The 18,062-nt window shown below is 43.0% G+C and carries 14 protein-coding genes; 13 read left to right on the forward strand and 1 reads right to left on the reverse strand.

The features are described 5' to 3' along the window. The 6 genes from ldcB to BFM96_RS07000 all read left to right on the forward strand — a co-directional run bounded on the left by ldcB (position 1) and on the right by BFM96_RS07000 (position 6,042). Positions 1–759: an LD-carboxypeptidase LdcB/DacB gene (ldcB, locus tag BFM96_RS06975; RefSeq protein ID WP_068992137.1), complete on the forward strand. Its 759-nt coding sequence runs from the start codon at positions 1–3 to the stop codon at positions 757–759. A 49-nt stretch (positions 760–808) separates the two neighbouring features. Beyond that, positions 809–1,273 carry a GNAT family N-acetyltransferase gene (locus BFM96_RS06980; RefSeq protein WP_068992140.1) on the forward strand — a complete coding sequence of 155 codons (465 nt, stop codon included), beginning with the start codon at positions 809–811 and terminating at the stop codon, positions 1,271–1,273. A gap of 298 nt (positions 1,274–1,571) precedes the next feature. Further along, a complete protein-coding gene (gene pheS, locus BFM96_RS06985) occupies positions 1,572–2,618 on the forward strand; it encodes a phenylalanine--tRNA ligase subunit alpha (RefSeq protein WP_068994242.1) in 1,047 nt (348 codons plus the stop codon). 9 nt (positions 2,619–2,627) lie between these two features. Next, the gene (locus BFM96_RS06990; protein ID WP_068992143.1) at positions 2,628–3,146 is read left to right on the forward strand and encodes a GNAT family N-acetyltransferase; all 519 of its coding nucleotides are present in this window, start codon (positions 2,628–2,630) and stop codon (positions 3,144–3,146) included. A 9-nt stretch (positions 3,147–3,155) separates the two neighbouring features. After that, positions 3,156–5,558, forward strand: coding sequence for a phenylalanine--tRNA ligase subunit beta (pheT, locus tag BFM96_RS06995; protein ID WP_068992146.1), 2,403 nt, complete (start codon positions 3,156–3,158; stop codon positions 5,556–5,558). A 28-nt stretch (positions 5,559–5,586) separates the two neighbouring features. Beyond that, positions 5,587–6,042 carry a cytidine deaminase family protein gene (locus BFM96_RS07000; RefSeq protein WP_068992148.1) on the forward strand — a complete coding sequence of 152 codons (456 nt, stop codon included), beginning with the start codon at positions 5,587–5,589 and terminating at the stop codon, positions 6,040–6,042. A gap of 199 nt (positions 6,043–6,241) precedes the next feature. Here BFM96_RS07000 and BFM96_RS07005 read toward each other — a convergent pair whose 3' ends face one another. After that, positions 6,242–7,009, reverse strand: coding sequence for a MerR family transcriptional regulator (locus BFM96_RS07005; protein ID WP_068992151.1), 768 nt, complete (start codon positions 7,007–7,009; stop codon positions 6,242–6,244). Between the two features lie 459 nt (positions 7,010–7,468). On the opposite strand from BFM96_RS07005, the gene rexB reads away from it, so the two are divergent. From rexB to BFM96_RS07040, 7 genes are all read left to right on the forward strand, one after another. Continuing rightward, a complete protein-coding gene (rexB, locus tag BFM96_RS07010; RefSeq protein WP_068992154.1) occupies positions 7,469–10,744 on the forward strand; it encodes an ATP-dependent nuclease subunit B in 3,276 nt (1,091 codons plus the stop codon). Continuing rightward, positions 10,741–14,376 carry a helicase-exonuclease AddAB subunit AddA gene (gene addA / locus BFM96_RS07015; protein ID WP_068992155.1) on the forward strand — a complete coding sequence of 1,212 codons (3,636 nt, stop codon included), beginning with the start codon at positions 10,741–10,743 and terminating at the stop codon, positions 14,374–14,376. Before rexB ends, addA begins: the two co-directional genes overlap by 4 nt. Positions 14,377–14,384: 8 nt before the next feature. Continuing rightward, on the forward strand, positions 14,385–15,125 hold the full coding sequence (locus BFM96_RS07020; protein ID WP_068992157.1) for a PHP domain-containing protein: 741 nt from the start codon (positions 14,385–14,387) through the stop codon (positions 15,123–15,125). Continuing rightward, on the forward strand, positions 15,122–15,757 hold the full coding sequence (locus tag BFM96_RS07025; RefSeq protein ID WP_068992160.1) for an alpha/beta fold hydrolase: 636 nt from the start codon (positions 15,122–15,124) through the stop codon (positions 15,755–15,757). Before BFM96_RS07020 ends, BFM96_RS07025 begins: the two co-directional genes overlap by 4 nt. 11 nt (positions 15,758–15,768) lie before the next feature. Continuing rightward, positions 15,769–16,326, forward strand: coding sequence for a chromate transporter (locus tag BFM96_RS07030; RefSeq protein WP_083201771.1), 558 nt, complete (start codon positions 15,769–15,771; stop codon positions 16,324–16,326). Beyond that, a complete protein-coding gene (locus tag BFM96_RS07035; protein WP_068992173.1) occupies positions 16,316–16,849 on the forward strand; it encodes a chromate transporter in 534 nt (177 codons plus the stop codon). Before BFM96_RS07030 ends, BFM96_RS07035 begins: the two co-directional genes overlap by 11 nt. A 290-nt stretch (positions 16,850–17,139) precedes the next feature. After that, positions 17,140–18,012, forward strand: coding sequence for a helix-turn-helix domain-containing protein (locus BFM96_RS07040; RefSeq protein ID WP_068992199.1), 873 nt, complete (start codon positions 17,140–17,142; stop codon positions 18,010–18,012). Positions 18,013–18,062: the final 50 nt, after the last annotated feature.

An 18,062-nucleotide genomic window follows, 5' to 3' on the forward strand; every position in this document is an offset into this window, starting at 1 on the left:
ATGAAAAAAATAAAATGGATTAGTGCTATCGGTACAATATTATTATTGACTGCCTGTTCTTTTCAAAAGCATTCTTCGGTAGAAGAAAAGGCTGAATCATCCAAAACTGCCCCTACTTCCGCGTCAACTAAGGAAGCCAAAAAGCAGACAGGGGATTTTTCAACAGAGGCAGCAGACGCACGTTCAACATCTCCAACAATGGATAAAACAGTATCCTACAACGGCTCTTACTACAGTGTTCAGGGGAAATATGGGGAAGTTTTAGTTGTCAATAAGCACTACCCCCTTTCTCCAGACTACAATCCTGGTGAAGATCCAGAAGCGCAAGCGTCACTTTTAGAATTGATTGCAGCAATGCAAGAGCAAGGTTATGCCATTAGTGATCAGTATAGCGGATTTCGAAGCTATGATACGCAGAGCTCTCTTTATCAAAATTATGTTGCTAGAGACGGTCAAGCAGCGGCAGACCGCTATTCTGCTCGACCGGGTTACAGTGAACATCAAACAGGCTTGGCCTATGATTTGATTGATACATCTGGCAATTTGGTGCAGGAGAAAAAGGCTAGTAAGTGGCTCTTGAAGCACGCTGCCGAATATGGCTTTGTCGTTCGGTACCTTTATGGAAAAGAAAAAGAAACCGGCTATATGCCAGAAGAATGGCATTTACGTTATGTAGGTAAGGAAGCCAAGGATATTGCTAAATCAGGCTTGACCTTGGAAGAGTACTACGGCTTTACAGGCGGTGACTACGAGGACTAACGAGCAGATAGTGCAATGATGCTATTTGCCTAGCCAGTTAAAAATAGAGATGATTGAAATTGATGAAAAAGTACGCCTAAGGCGTGGTAAACCAGATGATAGCGAAGCTCTTGCTTGGTATCAGGATCAAGAAGTGGTTTATCTTGTAGATGGAGTGAGGGAGAGCTACAGCCTTGAAAAATTACAGCGAATGTATGCTTACTTGGATCAGACAGGAGAGCTCTATACGATTGAAGTTCAAGAGGAAACGGGCTGGAAGGCAATTGGAGATGTCACCTTTTCACAGAATGATGTGCCAATTGTGATTGGAGATCCAGCCTATCGAGGACAAGGGCTTGGGAAAAAGATTGTTCAGGCACTAGTCGCAGAGGCTAAAAAACGAGGCTATTCTGCACTACATGTCAGAGAAATCTATCAGGATAATGTGGCTTCCCAGAAATGTTTTACTGCTTGTGGATTTCAGATTCAAGCTAAGACAGAAAAAGGGTATTCGTATAGACGAGACTTGGAATAGGTTCTTGCCAAATCTTTCTAATTCTGCTAAAATGAAGGTAGTGCTCAGAGGAAATCGATAGCTGAATTTCCATGAGTGAAATTGAATAGAAGTCTGCAAGACTAGTACACCTAGGGAAACTGTTCAGGGAGATGAGCCGTGACTGGAAGCTCATTCAGTGAAAATAGGTCGAATTCACTTGCGTACGGACTTAAAAATAAAGGTTTGCAGTATTGCAAATGAAAACGGATGGTACCGCGTGTCAACGCTCCGATTGTGAGGTTGATAGGCGGTTTTTATGTTTTTATATGGAGGAAATATGAGTACGATTGAAGAAAAATTACAAACTTTGCGAGCTGAGACGTTGGAAAAATTAAGCCAAGTTTCGCATGAAAATGCCAAAGAGTTGCAAGATTTGCGTGTTTCTGTTTTAGGAAAAAAAGGCTCGTTAACAGAGATTTTAAAAGGTATGAAAGATGTGTCAGCAGAAATGCGTCCTGTTATCGGAAAGCATGTCAATGAAGCACGTGACATTCTAACGGCTGCCTTTGAAGAGGCTGCAGTCCTGCTGGAAGAGAAAAAGGTGGCCAACCAATTGGCTAAGGATAGTCTGGATGTGACCCTTCCAGGTCGCAAATTAGCAGTTGGAAACCGTCATATTCTTACGCAAACTAGTGAGGAAATCGAAGACATTTTCATCGGAATGGGCTACCAAGTCGTGGACGGCTTTGAGGTGGAAAAAGACTATTACAACTTTGAGCGGATGAACCTGCCAAAGGATCACCCAGCGCGTGATATGCAAGATACGTTCTACATTACAGAAGAAATCTTAATGCGGACACATACCAGTCCTGTTCAAGCCCGTGCGATGGATGCCCATGATTTTTCAAAAGGTCCCTTGAAGATGATCTCTCCAGGGCGTGTTTTCCGTCGCGATACGGATGATGCAACTCACAGCCATCAATTCCATCAAATCGAAGGGCTAGTGGTTGGAGAAAATATCTCTATGGCTGATTTAAAGGGAACCTTGCAGCTGATTATCCAAAAAATGTTTGGAGAAGAGCGTAGCATTCGCTTGCGTCCTTCTTACTTCCCATTTACCGAACCGTCAGTTGAGGTCGATGTTTCCTGCTTTAAGTGTGGTGGAGATGGCTGTAATGTCTGCAAACAGACGGGCTGGATTGAGATTTTAGGGGCTGGAATGGTTCACCCGCACGTGCTTGAGATGAGTGGAATTGATGCGAGTCGCTATTCTGGTTTTGCCTTTGGTCTAGGTCAAGAACGGATTGCCATGCTCCGCTACGGAATTAACGATATCCGTGGTTTCTACCAAGGGGATGTCCGCTTTTCTGACCAATTCAAGTAGAGGGAAGCGATGATTGTTACCGTTGAGAAAACAGACTTGCCCTTGCTTCGTGAGCTAGAAGTGCAGACCTATCAAGAGACCTTTGGAGATTTTATCAAGGAGGAAGACATGGAGCATTATTTTGCCCATGATCTATCTCTTGAAACCTTAGAAAAAGAATGGGAAAATCCAGAATCAGCCCATTATTTTATCCTTCATGAAGGGCAGCCAGTTGGATTTTTGAAGGTGAATTGGGGAGAGGCCCAGACCGAGCATGAGCTAGAGGATGCCTTTGAAATTCAACGGATTTATGTCTTGAAATCCCACCAGGGCTACGGTTTGGGAAAGACCTTATTCGAATTTGCTCTTGAAAAGGCAGTAGAGGGTCAGTTTACCTGGGCTTGGCTAGGAGTTTGGGAAAAGAATTTCAAGGCACAAAAGTTTTATTTCAAGTATGGGTTTGAACGCTTTAGTGAGCATGAATATGTGACAGGAGATACAGTAGATATTGACTGGCTTTTGAAAAAGCGGATCAGAGAAGAAAAATGAGGAAGTATGATGTTAGTAAGTTATAAATGGTTAAAAGAATTAGTAGATATGGATGTGCCGAGCAAGGAATTGGCGGAAAAGATGTCAACGACAGGAATCGAGGTGGAGGGGGTGAACTCTCCTGCAGCTGGTCTGTCAAAAATTGTAGTCGGAGAAGTACTCTCTTGTGAGGATGTACCAGATACCCACCTTCATGTCTGTCAAGTAGATGTCGGTGAAAAAGCACCTCGTCAAATCGTCTGTGGAGCACCGAATGTCCGTGCAGGCATCAAGGTCATGGTGGCTCTTCCTGGTGCACGTATTGCCGATAATTATAAGATTAAAAAAGGGAAAATTCGTGGGTTCGAATCGCTTGGTATGATTTGTTCTCTAGGTGAGTTGGGAATTTCTGACTCGGTTATTCCAAAAGAATTTGCGGACGGTATCCAGATTTTGCCGGCTGATGCGGTTAATGGCGATGAAGTCTTTTCCTACCTTGACCTAGACGATGAGGTAATTGAACTGTCCATTACACCAAATCGTGCAGATGCTCTGTCCATGCGTGGGGTAGCCCATGAAGTGGCAGCTATCTATGATAAAAGTGTGCAGTTCAAGGAATTTCCCCTTGCAGAAATAACTGAAAAGGCAAGTGATGTGGTCTCTGTTTCACTTGAGACAGAGAAGGCTCCATTTTACGCTGCTCGTGTGCTGGATCATGTCCAGATTGCACCAAGTCCACAATGGCTCCAAAATCTCTTGATGAATGCGGGCATTCGTCCGATTAACAATGTAGTCGATGTGACCAATTATATTCTCTTGTATTTTGGTCAACCGATGCATGCCTTTGATTTGGATACCTTCACAGGGGATACGATTTTGGTTCGATTAGCAAAAGCTGGTGAGACCTTAGTGACTTTGGATGGTGAAGAACGGGATTTACGTGAGACAGACATGGTGATTACCGTGAATGATCAGCCAGTAGCCCTGGCTGGTGTCATGGGGGGACAAGAAACGGAGATTTCTGAGAAATCGACGCGGATTGTTCTTGAGGCAGCGGTTTTTGATGGGAAAACAATTCGTAAGACAAGCAGTCGCTTGGGACTTCGGAGTGAATCATCTGCTCGCTTTGAAAAAGGAATTAATCTAGCAACGGTAACAGAAGCATTGGATGCTGCAGCAAGTATGATTGCGGCATTAACAGGGGCACGTGTCTACCAAGGGCGTGTAGTAGCTGGTGAGCTAGATGTGTCTGATCAAACGGTCTCTACAAGCTTGCCAGATGTCAATCGTGTATTGGGAACCAACTTGGCTTACAGTGATATTGAGGATGTTTTCCGCCGTCTTGATTTCGGTCTTTCTGGCAATGCCGACCAGTTTACAGTTAGCGTGCCTCGCCGCCGTTGGGACATCACTATTCCAGCTGATTTGTTTGAGGAAATTGCTCGTATTTATGGTTATGATCAGCTGCCGACGACCTTGCCAAAAGATGCAGGAACGGCTGGGGAGTTGACAAGCACCCAAAAACTTCGTCGCAAGGTACGAACTGTCGCAGAAGGAGCAGGCTTGACAGAAATCATAACCTATGCCTTGACAACGCCAGACAAGGCAAGGGAATTTACCGTAAAACCATCAAACGTAACCGAATTGATGTGGCCGATGACGGTGGAGCGGAGCGTTCTTCGTCAGAATATGATTGCAGGCATGCTAGATACTGTTCGCTACAATGTAGCCCGTAAGAATAGCAATCTTGCTTTGTATGAGATTGGCAAGGTCTTTGAGCAAGAAGGAAATCCAAAAGAAGACTTACCAACGGAAATCAATCGCTTTGCCTTTGCCTTGACAGGGGTAGTGACAGAGAAAGATTTCCAAACGGCAGCAGTCCCAGTTGATTTCTTCCATGCTAAGGGAATTGTCGAGGCTCTCTTTGAGCGTTTGGGGCTGACAGTGGACTACACGGCAACAAGAGAGCTACCAAGCATGCATCCAGGTCGTACGGCCCTTGTGTTGCTAGGAGAAGAAGTGATTGGATTTGTCGGCCAAGTTCATCCAACAACGGCTAAAGCCTATGATATTCCAGAAACCTATGTTGCAGAATTGAACCTATCAGCGATTGAAGCTCAGCTAGAGGCTCCTCAACCATTTGTGGAAATCACGAAATTCCCAGCAGTCACACGTGATATTGCCCTGCTATTGGATAGCAAGGTAACCCATCAAGAAGTGGTCAATGCTATTGAAGGTGCAGGGGTGAAACGCTTGACAGCCATTCACTTATTTGACATTTTTGAAGGAGAAAAATTGGGTCTGAACAAGAAATCTATAGCCTACAGTTTGACCTTCCAAAATCCAGAAGATAGTTTGACGGATGAAGAAGTTGCCAAGTATATGGAAAAAATCACTGCGGCTCTTAGCCAGTTAGGAGCAGAAATTCGTTAATTTTTTCTGATTGAAAGAATAGAAGAAAATGGACATTTGGACGAAATTATATGAAGCAGCCAAAGAGCACTACGCTCCGGTGGAAGTAACCCCTTTTGTTTATGCTCATCATGTGGTAGCGGCCTTTGAGGCAGAGGATGGGCAAATTTTTACTGGTTTTTGTATGGAAGCAACAGCAGGTGTCTTTCATCTGTGTGCAGAGCGTGCGGCTGCCTTTAATATGTATCAGCAATCTGGTCAAACGACAATCAAGCGGATGATTGCCTTTCGAGATCGACCACCTTATGGGGAAGGCTCTGGAATGCCATGCGGGGCTTGTCGTGAGTTTTTGATGCAATTATCGCGTGAAAATCGCAATATGGAAATCATGATCGATTATGAAAAACGCGAAATTGTGACTTTAAAAGACCTCATGCCCTATTGGTGGGGAGAAGAGCGGATGGCATCTTCAACTGAAGATGAGACAAAGATTGACGAACAATAATAAAAAGAAAAACGCCTCCTTTTAGAATTCTGGGAATCAGAACGCTAAAGGAGGCGTTTTTTTAGAAAGAGAGCTGCTATCGTTATTGGAGTGATATTTGTTGTCAAAACTCAAAATCTGACGCCGTTAACTCACCTTGCTGACCTCTAGTTTTACCTGTGGTTTCGTTGCCTAGTCGGATTTTGAGTTTTATAGATGTCTAGTCTATCAATCCTGCCCAGTGGTCAATGCTTGCGGTTAGAAAAGCAGCACAGCCCTTGCTTTCCTTATCATAGTAGGCAGTAAAGCGGTCATCTGTGATGTAGAGTTGGGCGATACCGATATGTGTTTCAGGAGTATAGTGCTTGTCTGCGATTTGGAGCCATTCTTTATGGAGTTGGACAATTTTTTTGCTTTCCTTTTTATCTATTGTCCACCCCTCTTCTATCGCTTGGAGGAGCAGGGCTTTAATCTTTTGATCGAGTTCTTGCCAACGCTTGTAGGTTTCTGCGTTCATATTGGCGAAACGTTGATTAGCCTGTTCGATTGTTTCTTCACCATAGTTTTTGCGAAGTTCAGCTCCGTATTGTGCTTCGTTTTCGGCTATTTTCTGCTCCTTAAATGCTTGAAATTTTTCTTCTGTTGTCATGGTTCGTGTTCCTTTCTCTGCTTGAATGGTGCGTTCAAGATTAGCAATCATAGCCTCTATTCGTTTCTTTTTAGCTTTTAAATCTGCCAAATGGTCTTCTAAATGGGCTAAGGTATCAGTATTTTTTGAGGTAAGCAAGTTTTTGATTTGCTTGAGTTCAAAGCCTCGTTCCTTGAAAAAGAGAATCTGTTGTAGGGTGTTAATCTCTTTTTCACCATAAAAGCGATAGCCGCTCTCCATTTTACGAGAAGGTAGAAGAAGTCCAATCTCCTCATAGTAACGAAGGGTGCGGGTGCTGATACCGGATAAGTCCGCCAATTGTCGAATTGAATAGGTCATGCTTGTTTCTCTCTTTGTTTCTAATCTTGCAAGATATTTGAATGAGGTTTAGACCTCAGTAGGTGTTATAGATTGAACAGTTCAATGTGAAGTAGTTGTCTGACAGGTAAAGTATTACAGGTCTAGCCAACCTTGCGGGGTGAGACGATGAAATGGAGATTTTGTCTAACCATTTCTGTCTCACTCTCAGTATACAACTTACCGTAACGTCAATGTCAAGAGGTTTTGAGGAAAATAGTAAAAAATTTAGCGAGATTTCTCAATCTGACAAATCAGAGAAGAAATCCCAAAAAATAGTGAACACTTGAGTGTTGATACTTTTTTAGGAGAAAAAGGCTTGTATTTTGGTTCCGTCAATGATAGGAAGAAAGTCTAGTCAGCTTGACTAGGTATTTTTGTGCTAAATTTTCTGTTGAAACATGCTATAATAGTCCTAGTACAGTCAGAAAAGAGTTGCCTATGAAATTATATTATACGGATATTCGTCATCCTTTGACACAGATGTTAGCCGAGAAAGCTTATGCGTTAGCTAAGTCGGGGAAACGTGTCTTTTACATTGCTCCTAACTCGCTCTCCTTTGAAAAGGAGAGAGCAGTTCTGGAGTATTTGCCTCAAAAAGCTTCCTTTGCCATCACCATCACACGCTTTGCTCAAATGGCTCGTTATTTTACCCTCAATGAACCAGAGTATAAAGAGCCGCTAGATGATGTTGGTCTAGGCATGCTTTTTTACCGGACTCTTTCCCTCATTCCAGATAAGGATTTGAGAGTCTATGCTCGCTTTAAGCAGGATGCAGGTTTTATCCAGCAGCTGGTCGATTTATACCATGAATTGCAGGACGCTCACATGAGCTTTGCAGACTTGGAAAGCCTAGAAGAGCCTGAGAAGCGAGCAGATTTGCTCAAGATTTTTACAGAGGTCACCCACTTGTTGAATCAAGGGCAGTTTGCGTCAGGTTCCAAGTTGTTACGCTTTGCAGAGCAGTTGGAAACGGGGCAATTTGATCAAGAACTGACACAATTAGCTGTGGTGGTGGATGGCTTCACTCGTTTTTCTGCGGAGGAAGCCTATTTGATTAGCCTTTTGCATAAGCGAGGAGCAGAAGTTATCATTGGAACTTTTGCAAGTCAAAAGGCTTATGTGAGTAATTTCTCTGAAGGCAATGTCTATCAAGCTAGCCTTGATTTTTTACGAACCTTGGCAGAGGAATTTGAAACAAAACCAGAGTATTTACCTTATGAAAAGAAGGAAGATAGCTTTGAAAAGTTAGCTCGGCTTTTTGAAAGTCGGTATGATTTCTCTCAATTGGACTTGGAGTGGACAGAAGAGGATAAGCAAGCTGTCCATATCTGGTCCTGTTTGAGCCAAAAGGAAGAATTGGAATATGTGGCTAAGAGCATTCGGCAAAAGCTCCATGTTGGAGCACGGTATAAGGAAATTCGCGTGCTCTTGGGAGATGTGTCTGCTTATCAACTGCAGCTCAAAACGATTTTTGATGCCTACCAAATTCCTTTTTATCTAGGACGTGCTGAGTCCATGGCCCATCATCCCTTGGTGCAGTTTGTTGAATCACTGGCTCGTTTAAAAACCTATCATTTTCGTGCAGAGGATTTGCTCAATCTGCTAAAAACGGGTCTCTATGGACAGTTTAGCCAGCAAGATTTGGATGATTTTGAGCAGTATGTTCGGTTTTTAAATCTCAATGGTTTGGCTGCTTTTCGGCGGGAATTTACCATCAATCATCATCACAAATTTAATCTGAACCACTTAAATCGCCTGCGTGAGCAAATCGTTGAACCCTTGGCGGATTTACTGCTTTCTCGGAGCAAGACAAGCCAAGGGATTTTAAAGAAATTCCAGACGTTTGCGGTATCAAGCCACTTGATGGAAAATTTCAAGGCTATGGGAACAGGTTTCTCTCTTCAAGAGGAGGAGCGAGCAGAGGAAGTTTGGAAGGCTTTTAGCCATGTTTTGGAACAATTTGCCCTAGTGTTTGCCCAAGAAAAAGTGGGGATGGATGACTTTTTACAGCTCCTTGAATCGGGCATACTTTTATCCAATTACCGAACCATCCCAGCTCGAGTGGACGTGGTAACGGTCCAATCCTATGATTTGATTGAACCCCTGTCTAGCAAGTATGTCTATGCTATCGGGCTGACTCAGGAAAATTTCCCAAAGATTGCTCAAAATGCTAGTCTTTTAAGCGATGAAGATCGGGCGAAATTGAACGAAGAGACAGAAGATTTGGCGGAGCTTATCATTGCCCGCAAGGAAAACATGAAGAAAAATCGCTTTGTGGCCTTTTCTTTGCTCAATGCAGCTAAGGAGGAATTGTACCTATCCACCCCGCAAGTCCTCAATGAAACAGAGGGCAATATGTCTCCTTATCTCAAGGACTTGGTGGAGCAGCCGATTGGTTTGCCGATTGAAAAGAAGCAAGTCCGTGCTTCGAGCGAAGATATTGGGACTTATCGTGGGTTGTTGTCTCGTGTCATTGCTCTCTACCAAGGTGAGATTGAGGAAGAGTGGACGGAGTCTGAGCAGACCTTCTGGTCAGTAGCTGTGCGTGTTCTACGCAAGAAGTTAGAGCATCAAGGCATTGAAATTCCTGCTTTGGCTCCTGCTGCTAAGAGTAGTCCGCTGTCTTTGGAGACTTTGGAAATTCTCTATCCCAAGGACCGGCCGTTTTCTCTCTCTACATCCGCTTTGACCGAATTTTATCGGCACGAATACGCCTACTTTTTGAAATATGTCCTTCGCTTGGAAGAAACCATTCGCTTGACCCCTGACTCAAGGAGTCATGGGAATTTCCTACACCGCATTTTTGAGAAGGTTATGGCGGAGAATACGTCTGAGCATTTTGACAAACGGCTACAAGAAGCCATGCGAGAAACCAGTCAAGAGACTGAATTTGCCTCACTTTACACGGAACCGCAAGCAGCTTTTACTCGCGCTATCTTGCTTGAAACCGCACAGGTGACCGGTCAAGTCTTGCGAGAAAATCCAGTCATTCGTCCGATTGGCGAAGAGACGATTTTTGGCAAGGGTGAAAAGACTTTTCTGACCTTGTCTGATGGACGTGAGCTCAAGGTGAATGGAAAGGTAGACAGGATTGATGAGCTGCTGGATGGAAGTCTGGGAGTCGTGGATTACAAATCTGGCAATGTTAGCTTTCAATACCAGAAATTTTTCAACGGTCTAAATTCCCAATTACCAACCTATTTATCAGCCTTAACGCAGGAAGAGTGGGCAACAAACTTGGAGAACATTTTTGGGGCCATGTACTTGCAAATGATCAATCCCGTTGTCGCCTTAAAAGATACAAAAGAAGAGGGGGAAGCCCTAGCAACTGCTCTGAAAAATTTGGAATACAAGGGCTTGTTTTTAAAAGATCATGCTGCTCTTTTGGGAACTTTTTATCAAAAGAAAAAGGAACATCTCTTAACAAAAGAGGAATTAGAAGTTCTTTTAGCCTATAATCGCTTGCTTTATCGTCGAGCGGCAGAGCAGATTTTAACAGGTGTTTTTGCCATCAATCCATTTACAGAAGATGGTCGTAGCATTGATTCCTTTGTAGAGCAATACAAGGCTATTACAGGATTTGAAGCCAATCTTCATTTGGGACAGGCTCGAAAGCTGGTCAAGCTAAATCCAGCGGATTATGAAAAGCGGCCAATGGGGGACACCTTGCGACAAGCATGGATAGAGAAGATGAGAGAGGAGTTGGACCAGTGAAACGACAAGCATTTTTAAATCCAGAACAAATCAGGCAGTTACAAGAACAGGAAAGGAAATCGGATAAAATCGCAAAGCGGACACCAGAGCAGATCGAAGCTATCTATACTTCAGGTCAAAATATCCTAGTTTCTGCCTCGGCAGGATCAGGAAAGACCTTTGTCATGGTTCAGCGAATTGTGGATCAAATCCTGAGGGGAGTGGAGCTGGAAGAACTCTTTATCTCGACCTTTACCGTCAAGGCAGCCACCGAGCTCAAAGAGCGTCTCGAAAAGGAAATCACCAAGCTCATGCAAGAGACGAAAGACAGCGAGCTCAAGCAGCATTTGGCCAAGCAATTAGCCGATTTACCAACGGCTGATATTGGAACCATGGACTCCTTTACTCAAAAGCTACTGACCAAATATGGATATCTGCTTGAAATCTCGCCCAATTTTCGCATCTTACAAAGTAGCAGTGAGCAGACCCTCCTTCAAAATGAAGTGTTTGAGCAAGTATTTGCGCAGTTCTATGATGGAAAGGCTAAATCGTCTTTTGAGCACTTGGTGAAGAATTTTGTCGGGACACGCAAAGACATCGCAGGCTTTAAAGAGAGGGTATATCAGCTCTATCGCTTTGTCCAATCGACTGAAAATCCCCTAAAGTGGCTGACAGATTCTTTTCTGATTGGCTATGATGAGTTGGATTTGGAGAGGGAGCGTGAGAACTTACGGCAAAAGATTTTGGCAGCTTTGTATGATTTGGAGACTTTTTTCAGTCATCACCTAGTAAATGATGGTCGAGAATTCGCCAAGACCAAGTACCAAGAGCAATTAGCCTTAATTCTGGAGCAGATTGCAACCCTGAGTGACAGTGCAGATTTTGAAAGAGTCAAAGAGGTTTTGGAGTTTACCGTAGCTATCTCTCGTGCGAGCAATGGCAGAGCCTTGACCATTACCACGCGTAAAGAGGAGTTAAAAGAACTCGCTCAAGCCTATAATAAGGAGCGCAAGGAAAAAATAGAGACTATCAGAACTCTGGCCAGCCAGCTCTACCAATTTGACTACCAAGCTCGCTACCATCAAGAAGCACGTGAGATGCTGGTGACCTTGCAAGGCTTTATGAAAGTCTTTATAGAGGCTTATTTAGAGCGTAAGAAAATAGAAAATGCCTATGAATTTGCGGACATCAGCCATTTTGCGATAGAGCTTTTGGAGAAATTTCCGCAAGTGCAGGATTTCTACCGCCATAAATACCACGAAGTCATGGTCGATGAGTATCAGGATACTAGCCCGATTCAGGAGAGAGTGTTGGAACTCCTATCCAACGGCCAAAATCGCTTTATGGTGGGGGATATTAAGCAGTCTATTTACCGTTTTCGTCAGGCAGAACCCCAGATTTTTAATGATAAATTTAAGCTCTATGCTGAGAATGAAAAAGCTGGGAAACTGATTTTGCTCAAGGAAAATTTCCGTAGTCATATCGAGGTGCTTTCCATTACCAATGAGATTTTCAAGCACTTGATGGATGAAGAGGTGGGCGAGATTCGCTATGATGAGCAGCATTACCTTGTGGCTGGAAATCCAGCTAAACGCGAGAAGAAGTCCCAGTATCAAGCTGAATTTCTGATTTACGACAAGGACCAAGTGGATGAGGAAATGGACAACAAGAGCAAGGAAATTGCCATGGTCATCCAAGAAATTATTCGCTTGCATAAGGAAGAAGGGGTTGCCTTTGAGGATATAGCCCTCTTAACCTCATCGCGGACCCGCAATGATAAGATTTTGACGGCCTTTACTGAGGCAGGAATTCCTGTGGTGTCTGATGGGGCAGAGAGCAACTATCTTCAATCTGTGGAAGTTATGGTCATGCTAGATACGCTTCGAACCATTAACAATCCACTCAATGATTATGCCCTAGTCGCCCTTTTGAAATCTCCCATGTTTGCTTTTACAGAGGATGAGTTGGCACGGATTTCTCTACAAGGGTCAGCTGATGTTTCTGGTGAAAATCTCTACGAAAAACTCCAGCATAGTTTGAAAAAAAGTGGGCAACACCCGCACTTGATAGAGCAAGAGTTGATGGAAAAACTCCAGCTATTTGAGAGCTATCTGACCAACTGGAGAGCTCTCTCGCGGACCCAGTCGCTCTATGACTTGATTTGGAAGATTTATCAAGACCGATTTTACTATGATTATGTGGGGAGTTTGCCGAATGGTGACCATCGACAGGCCAATCTCTATGCCCTGTCCCTTCGGGCAAATGACTATGAAAAGAGTAGTTTTAAGGGGCTTTCTCGTTTTATCAGTATGATTGATAAGATTTTGGAGAATGAGCATGATTTAGCAAATGTTGCCGTTGCTCCTCCTCAACAAGCTGTTCAGCTTATGACAATTCACAAGAGCAAGGGGCTAGAGTTTGCCTACGTCTTCTTGTTGAATTTGGATCAGCCTTTTAATAAGCAAGATAGCACTTCCAGCATGATTATCAGTCGAAAAAAAGGGGTAGGCATTAAATATGTAGCCGATGTAGCTCTGTCTGCTGAGGAGATGACGCTTAGCCACCCCATCCGCCTATCAGTTGAAACCTTCCCTTACCAAAAAAATGCCCAAGAATTGCAACTTGCGACGCTGTCTGAACAAATGCGTCTACTCTATGTCGCCATGACACGGGCGGAGAAAAAGCTCTATCTTATCGGAAAGGCAAGTCAAGAAAAATGGCAGGGTGAAATTCCTCCACTAGCAGAAAATGGTCTTTTGCCCCAATCGCTCCGAGCCAATAGCCAGACCTTTCAAGACTGGATTTGGGCTGTGACCACGGTCTTTCAAAGAGATGACCTTCCTTTGCATATTCGTTTTATCGGCGATGAAGACTTGACGGCAGATAAGATTGGTACTATCCATGAACCAAAGCTTGAATTTGTAGACAGTCAAGCCCATAATCGCCAATCAGAGGACATCACAAGAGCCCTGTCGATTTTAGAAAGTGTCGATGAGATCAATCGCAGCTACCAAGCAGCCATTGACTTGCCAAGTGTTCGGACACCAAGTCAAATCAAGAAACTCTATGAGCCAGTGATGGAGACAGAAGGGGTGGATGTGATTGCACCAGACAAACAAGCCGGACTGACGATTGATTGGCCAGATGTGACTCAAAAAACCAAGGTGACAGGTGCTTTAGTGGGAAGTGCAGTCCACGAACTCATGCAACGTCTCCCTCTTCAATCCCCTATGACGAGAGAGATTCTTGAGCAGACCCTCAGCCAAGTCCAAGCTGATGTGGCTGTCAAGGAGCGCATTGATTTACAAAACATTCTGCTCTTTTTTGAGACAAATTTGGGAAAAATCTTGCTTAAACATCGTCAAAAAGTCCATCGCGAAGCCCCCTTTGCCATGCTAAAGACAGACCCAGCTAGCCAGGAAGCATTTGTAGTTCGGGGAATCTTGGATGGCTATCTGCTGTTAGATGACAAGATTATCCTCTTTGACTATAAGACGGATTATTATCAGGTAGCAAGTGACTTAGTAGCTCGTTATAGAGAACAGCTGGCCCTGTATGCCGAGGCCTTAGCTCGTTCATACGGAATAAAAACCATTGAAAAGTATTTGATTTTACTGGGAGGACAGCACTTAGAAGTTGTGCGTGTCGATTAGGAGGTTTTATGCGAGATAATCATCTTCATACTTATTTTTCTTATGATTGTGAAGCCTCATTTGAGGAGTATCTCCAAGCTTACGAAGGGCACATCGTGACGACGGAGCATTTTGACTTGAGCAATCCCTATCTAGGTGGGCCTAGAGATGATGTGCCTGACTATGCCAAGTACTCGGTAGCCGTAGCAGAGCTCAATCTTTCCTATGGCAATCGCGTGAAACGAGGGATTGAGATTGGTTACTATGCCCCGCGTTTAGCGGATATTTTAGCCTTTTTAGAGGGAAAAGACTATGATGTCAAGCTCCTTTCTATCCATCACAATGGACGATTTGACTACTTAGAAGAAGCGGTATTTGAGCTAGACAGAGAGCAGCATATCCGATCCTATATCCGAGAAATGCAGGAAGCAATAAAGTCTGTTCCAGCCCATGTTCTGGCTCATTTTGACTATGGTTTTCGCAAGTTGCAGGTCAGCGTAGAAGAATTACAGCTAGCAGAAAAAGACTTACGCCTGCTTTTTCGACTGATGATGGAGCATGGCCTTGCTTTTGAAATCAATACCAAATCGATGTATCTCTATGGCAATGAAGCACTTTATCGCTATGCACTTAAACTGCTGTCTGATATGGGGTGCCAACGGTACTCAATTGGCTCAGACGGTCACAATCTTGCACATTTCCGACTAGGCTTTGACAAGGTAGAAGAGCTCTTGAGCGAGTTTCAGATTCGAAAGGAGTGGTTAGTGTGAAATTCATTTGCTTATCAGGATTTGGCCAAAAAGCAGAAGTTTGGAAGGAAGTAGCCAGTGCTTTGCCAGATCACCAAGTAGAAGTCGCCTTTTCCTACAAGAGTGAAGAAGGATTTCATTCCTTTGAACAATGGGCAGATCAAGTCTACCAATCGCTGCAGCAACTGGACCAACCCTACATGCTGGTGGGCTTGTCCTTGGGTGGATTGCTAGCCCTTTCTATGGCAGATAAGCCCTTGCCAAATTGCCAAGGGATGGTTCTTTCAGCTACCCCCTACAAGTTGAAGGGAAATAGAGCTTATGCCTTACAAGGATTGATTTTCCGTGTCATTCCAGCTTTTGTTTTTCAAAAATGGGGAATGAACAAGAAAGAAGTGCTTGATATTCTCAAGGATTTGTCTACTTTGGATTTCTCCCAAAAGCTCGCTCAGCTGCCTCTACCTGTCATGGTCATTTGTGGCAGCAAGGATTGGGCGAATTTAGCTACCGCGCGTGATTTGGCTGCTAAAATTCCTCGCAGTCGTTTAGAAATCCTAGCTGGAGGAGGTCACGAAGTCAATCGAGACTGTCCTCAAGAATTTGCGGCCTTGCTGGAAGAAATGGTGGACTGGGTGGCTTCCCTCCAAGTTTAGAAAGGAAATATATGCTTTGGAAATTATTTAAAACCACCTTTATGATTAGCGCTTTTACATTTGGTGGTGGTTATGTGATTGTTCCACTAATGAAAACATCCTTTGTCGATCGATTGGGCTGGATTGAAGAGGAAGAGATGCTAGATTTGATTGCCTTAGCACAGACATCGCCTGGGGCTATCGCGGTCAATAGCTCTATTGCCATTGGTTATCGGATGGCTGGTGTACTAGGGGCTTTAATCGCTATGCTAGCAACTGTCTTACCTCCGATGGTTATTCTCATGGGAATGTATGTTTTGTATGATGCGGTCAAAAGAAATCCTCTTGTAGCCAGTCTTCTCAAAGGAATGCAGGTGGGCGTGTGTGCCATTATTCTTGATGTGGTCGTGGACTTGGTAATGGGCTTGGGAAAGCAAAAAGGAGTGACTCATTGGGTAACCTTTACGTGTGCCCTTGTTTTGACCTTGTTTTTTAAGGTCAATCTGTTAGTGGTTATTTTCAGCATGACCCTACTAGGGCTAGTTCTGGGTACAATCGAGAGAAGATGGAGGACTGCAGATGCTCCTTGACTTATTTTTAACCTTTGTAAAAATTGGCCTTTTGAGCATTGGAGGAGGTTATGCGTCACTCCCCTACATCCAAAGCCTGATAGTCGAGGGGAAGGGATGGCTAGATAGTACGACTTACGGAGATTTACTGACTATTTCGCAAATGACCCCAGGACCTCTGGCTATCAATTCCGCTAGCTTTGTGGGAATGAAGGTAGCAGGACCAGTCGGTGCTGTCGTTGCGACGTTGGGCAATGTTCTCCCCTCTTTTGTCATTGTCCTAATTTTTTCCATGATTTATTACCGCTATAAAAATTTAAACGGTGTACAGTTGGTTATGAAAGCCATTCGTCCAGTTGTGGTGGCTCTGATTGCCTCTGTGGCTTACAGCTTAGTGGTGATGTTGGGAGGAGATACCAGCTCTGTTTACCAGTTTATTTTACTGATTTTAGCCTTTGTAATTGTTCGCAGTAAGAAAATCAATACGATATGGGTCATCTTTGGAACAGGACTGGTCAATCTCCTCCTTGGTTTGCTACTGTAAGAGAAAGGAACTTCATGCCAGATACATGAAGTTTTTTCTTGCCAAACAGTTCTCTATTAAGGACAGCAGAATATAGAGTATTGAACGACACAAGCCAAATAGAAATGAGTTGTGTAGGGATAAAAATTTTAATCCTTAAAATGATGTCGTAATATTTTTATCTGAGTATTAAAAAGATATTTCTTATAAAAAATATAAAAGTTCAATAAAATAGAGGTCAAAAAATGCCAAAATAGATAAAAAGTGCTATAATAGAACCGTTTTCAACAAGAAATTCAAAGGAGATAGAAATGGTTCAAATGCTGGGAAGTCGGCTCAAAAATAAACGAAAAGAATTAGGCATGACTCAAAGTGAGCTGGCAGAAGGGATTTGTGAACAAAGTCAAATCAGCCGGATTGAAAAGACGGACTTTGCTCCAAGTTCGGATATTCTTTACCTCCTGTCGAAAAAAATGGGAGTGACCATGGAGTATTTCTTTGATGAAAGTATGAAGGAAACCTCTTCTACCTTAGATCAGTTTAAAAAAGCGGTTGAAAAAGCTTTGAAAACTCGTGATTATGAATTAGTTGTTTATCTAGTAGAATTAGAGTCAGAAAGAGACCATCTACTATCCAAAGAAGACGAAGTTTACCTAGAGTACCTCAAAGCAATTGTCTTATTTCATGTGAACGAATTAAAAATAGAGGCTATCGAGAAACTAGAAAATCTAATTTTAGATACGAAACCCCAATATCCCTTTTATTTAGATTTTTTCAATGTATTAACCTTCTTTTACTTTGAAATGGATCGAATGAAAGAGTATAAAGAACTCTATCAATTTTTACTAAAAAATGTCAAGCAGCTTGATCTTTCTAGAATAGATCATTTTCATAAATATATCAAAATACGCTATAACTATGCTCGTTCTTTGGTGAATAGTCAACAAATGCAAGAAGCGATTAAGGAAATTACGGAAGTTATTGAACTTTGTAAGGAAGCCGATAGCAATTATTTACTGGCAGATTTATTATGCCAGTTAGCTAGGGCAGGAGAAAAATTTTTAAATCAAGCAGAAATATTAGAGTATTATCATCAGGCAGAAGCCCTCTATAAGATTTATGACAGCTATGTTTTACAGTTACAGTTGAAACAATATTTAGCAGAAAATTTTGGCGAAAAATGAGATAATGGAGCTAGTTTTTCAAAGATTAAAAGCTTTAAAACCCTATTTTA

The sequence above is a fragment of the Streptococcus himalayensis genome (assembly GCF_001708305.1).
Classification (GTDB): Bacteria; Bacillota; Bacilli; order Lactobacillales; family Streptococcaceae; genus Streptococcus; species Streptococcus himalayensis.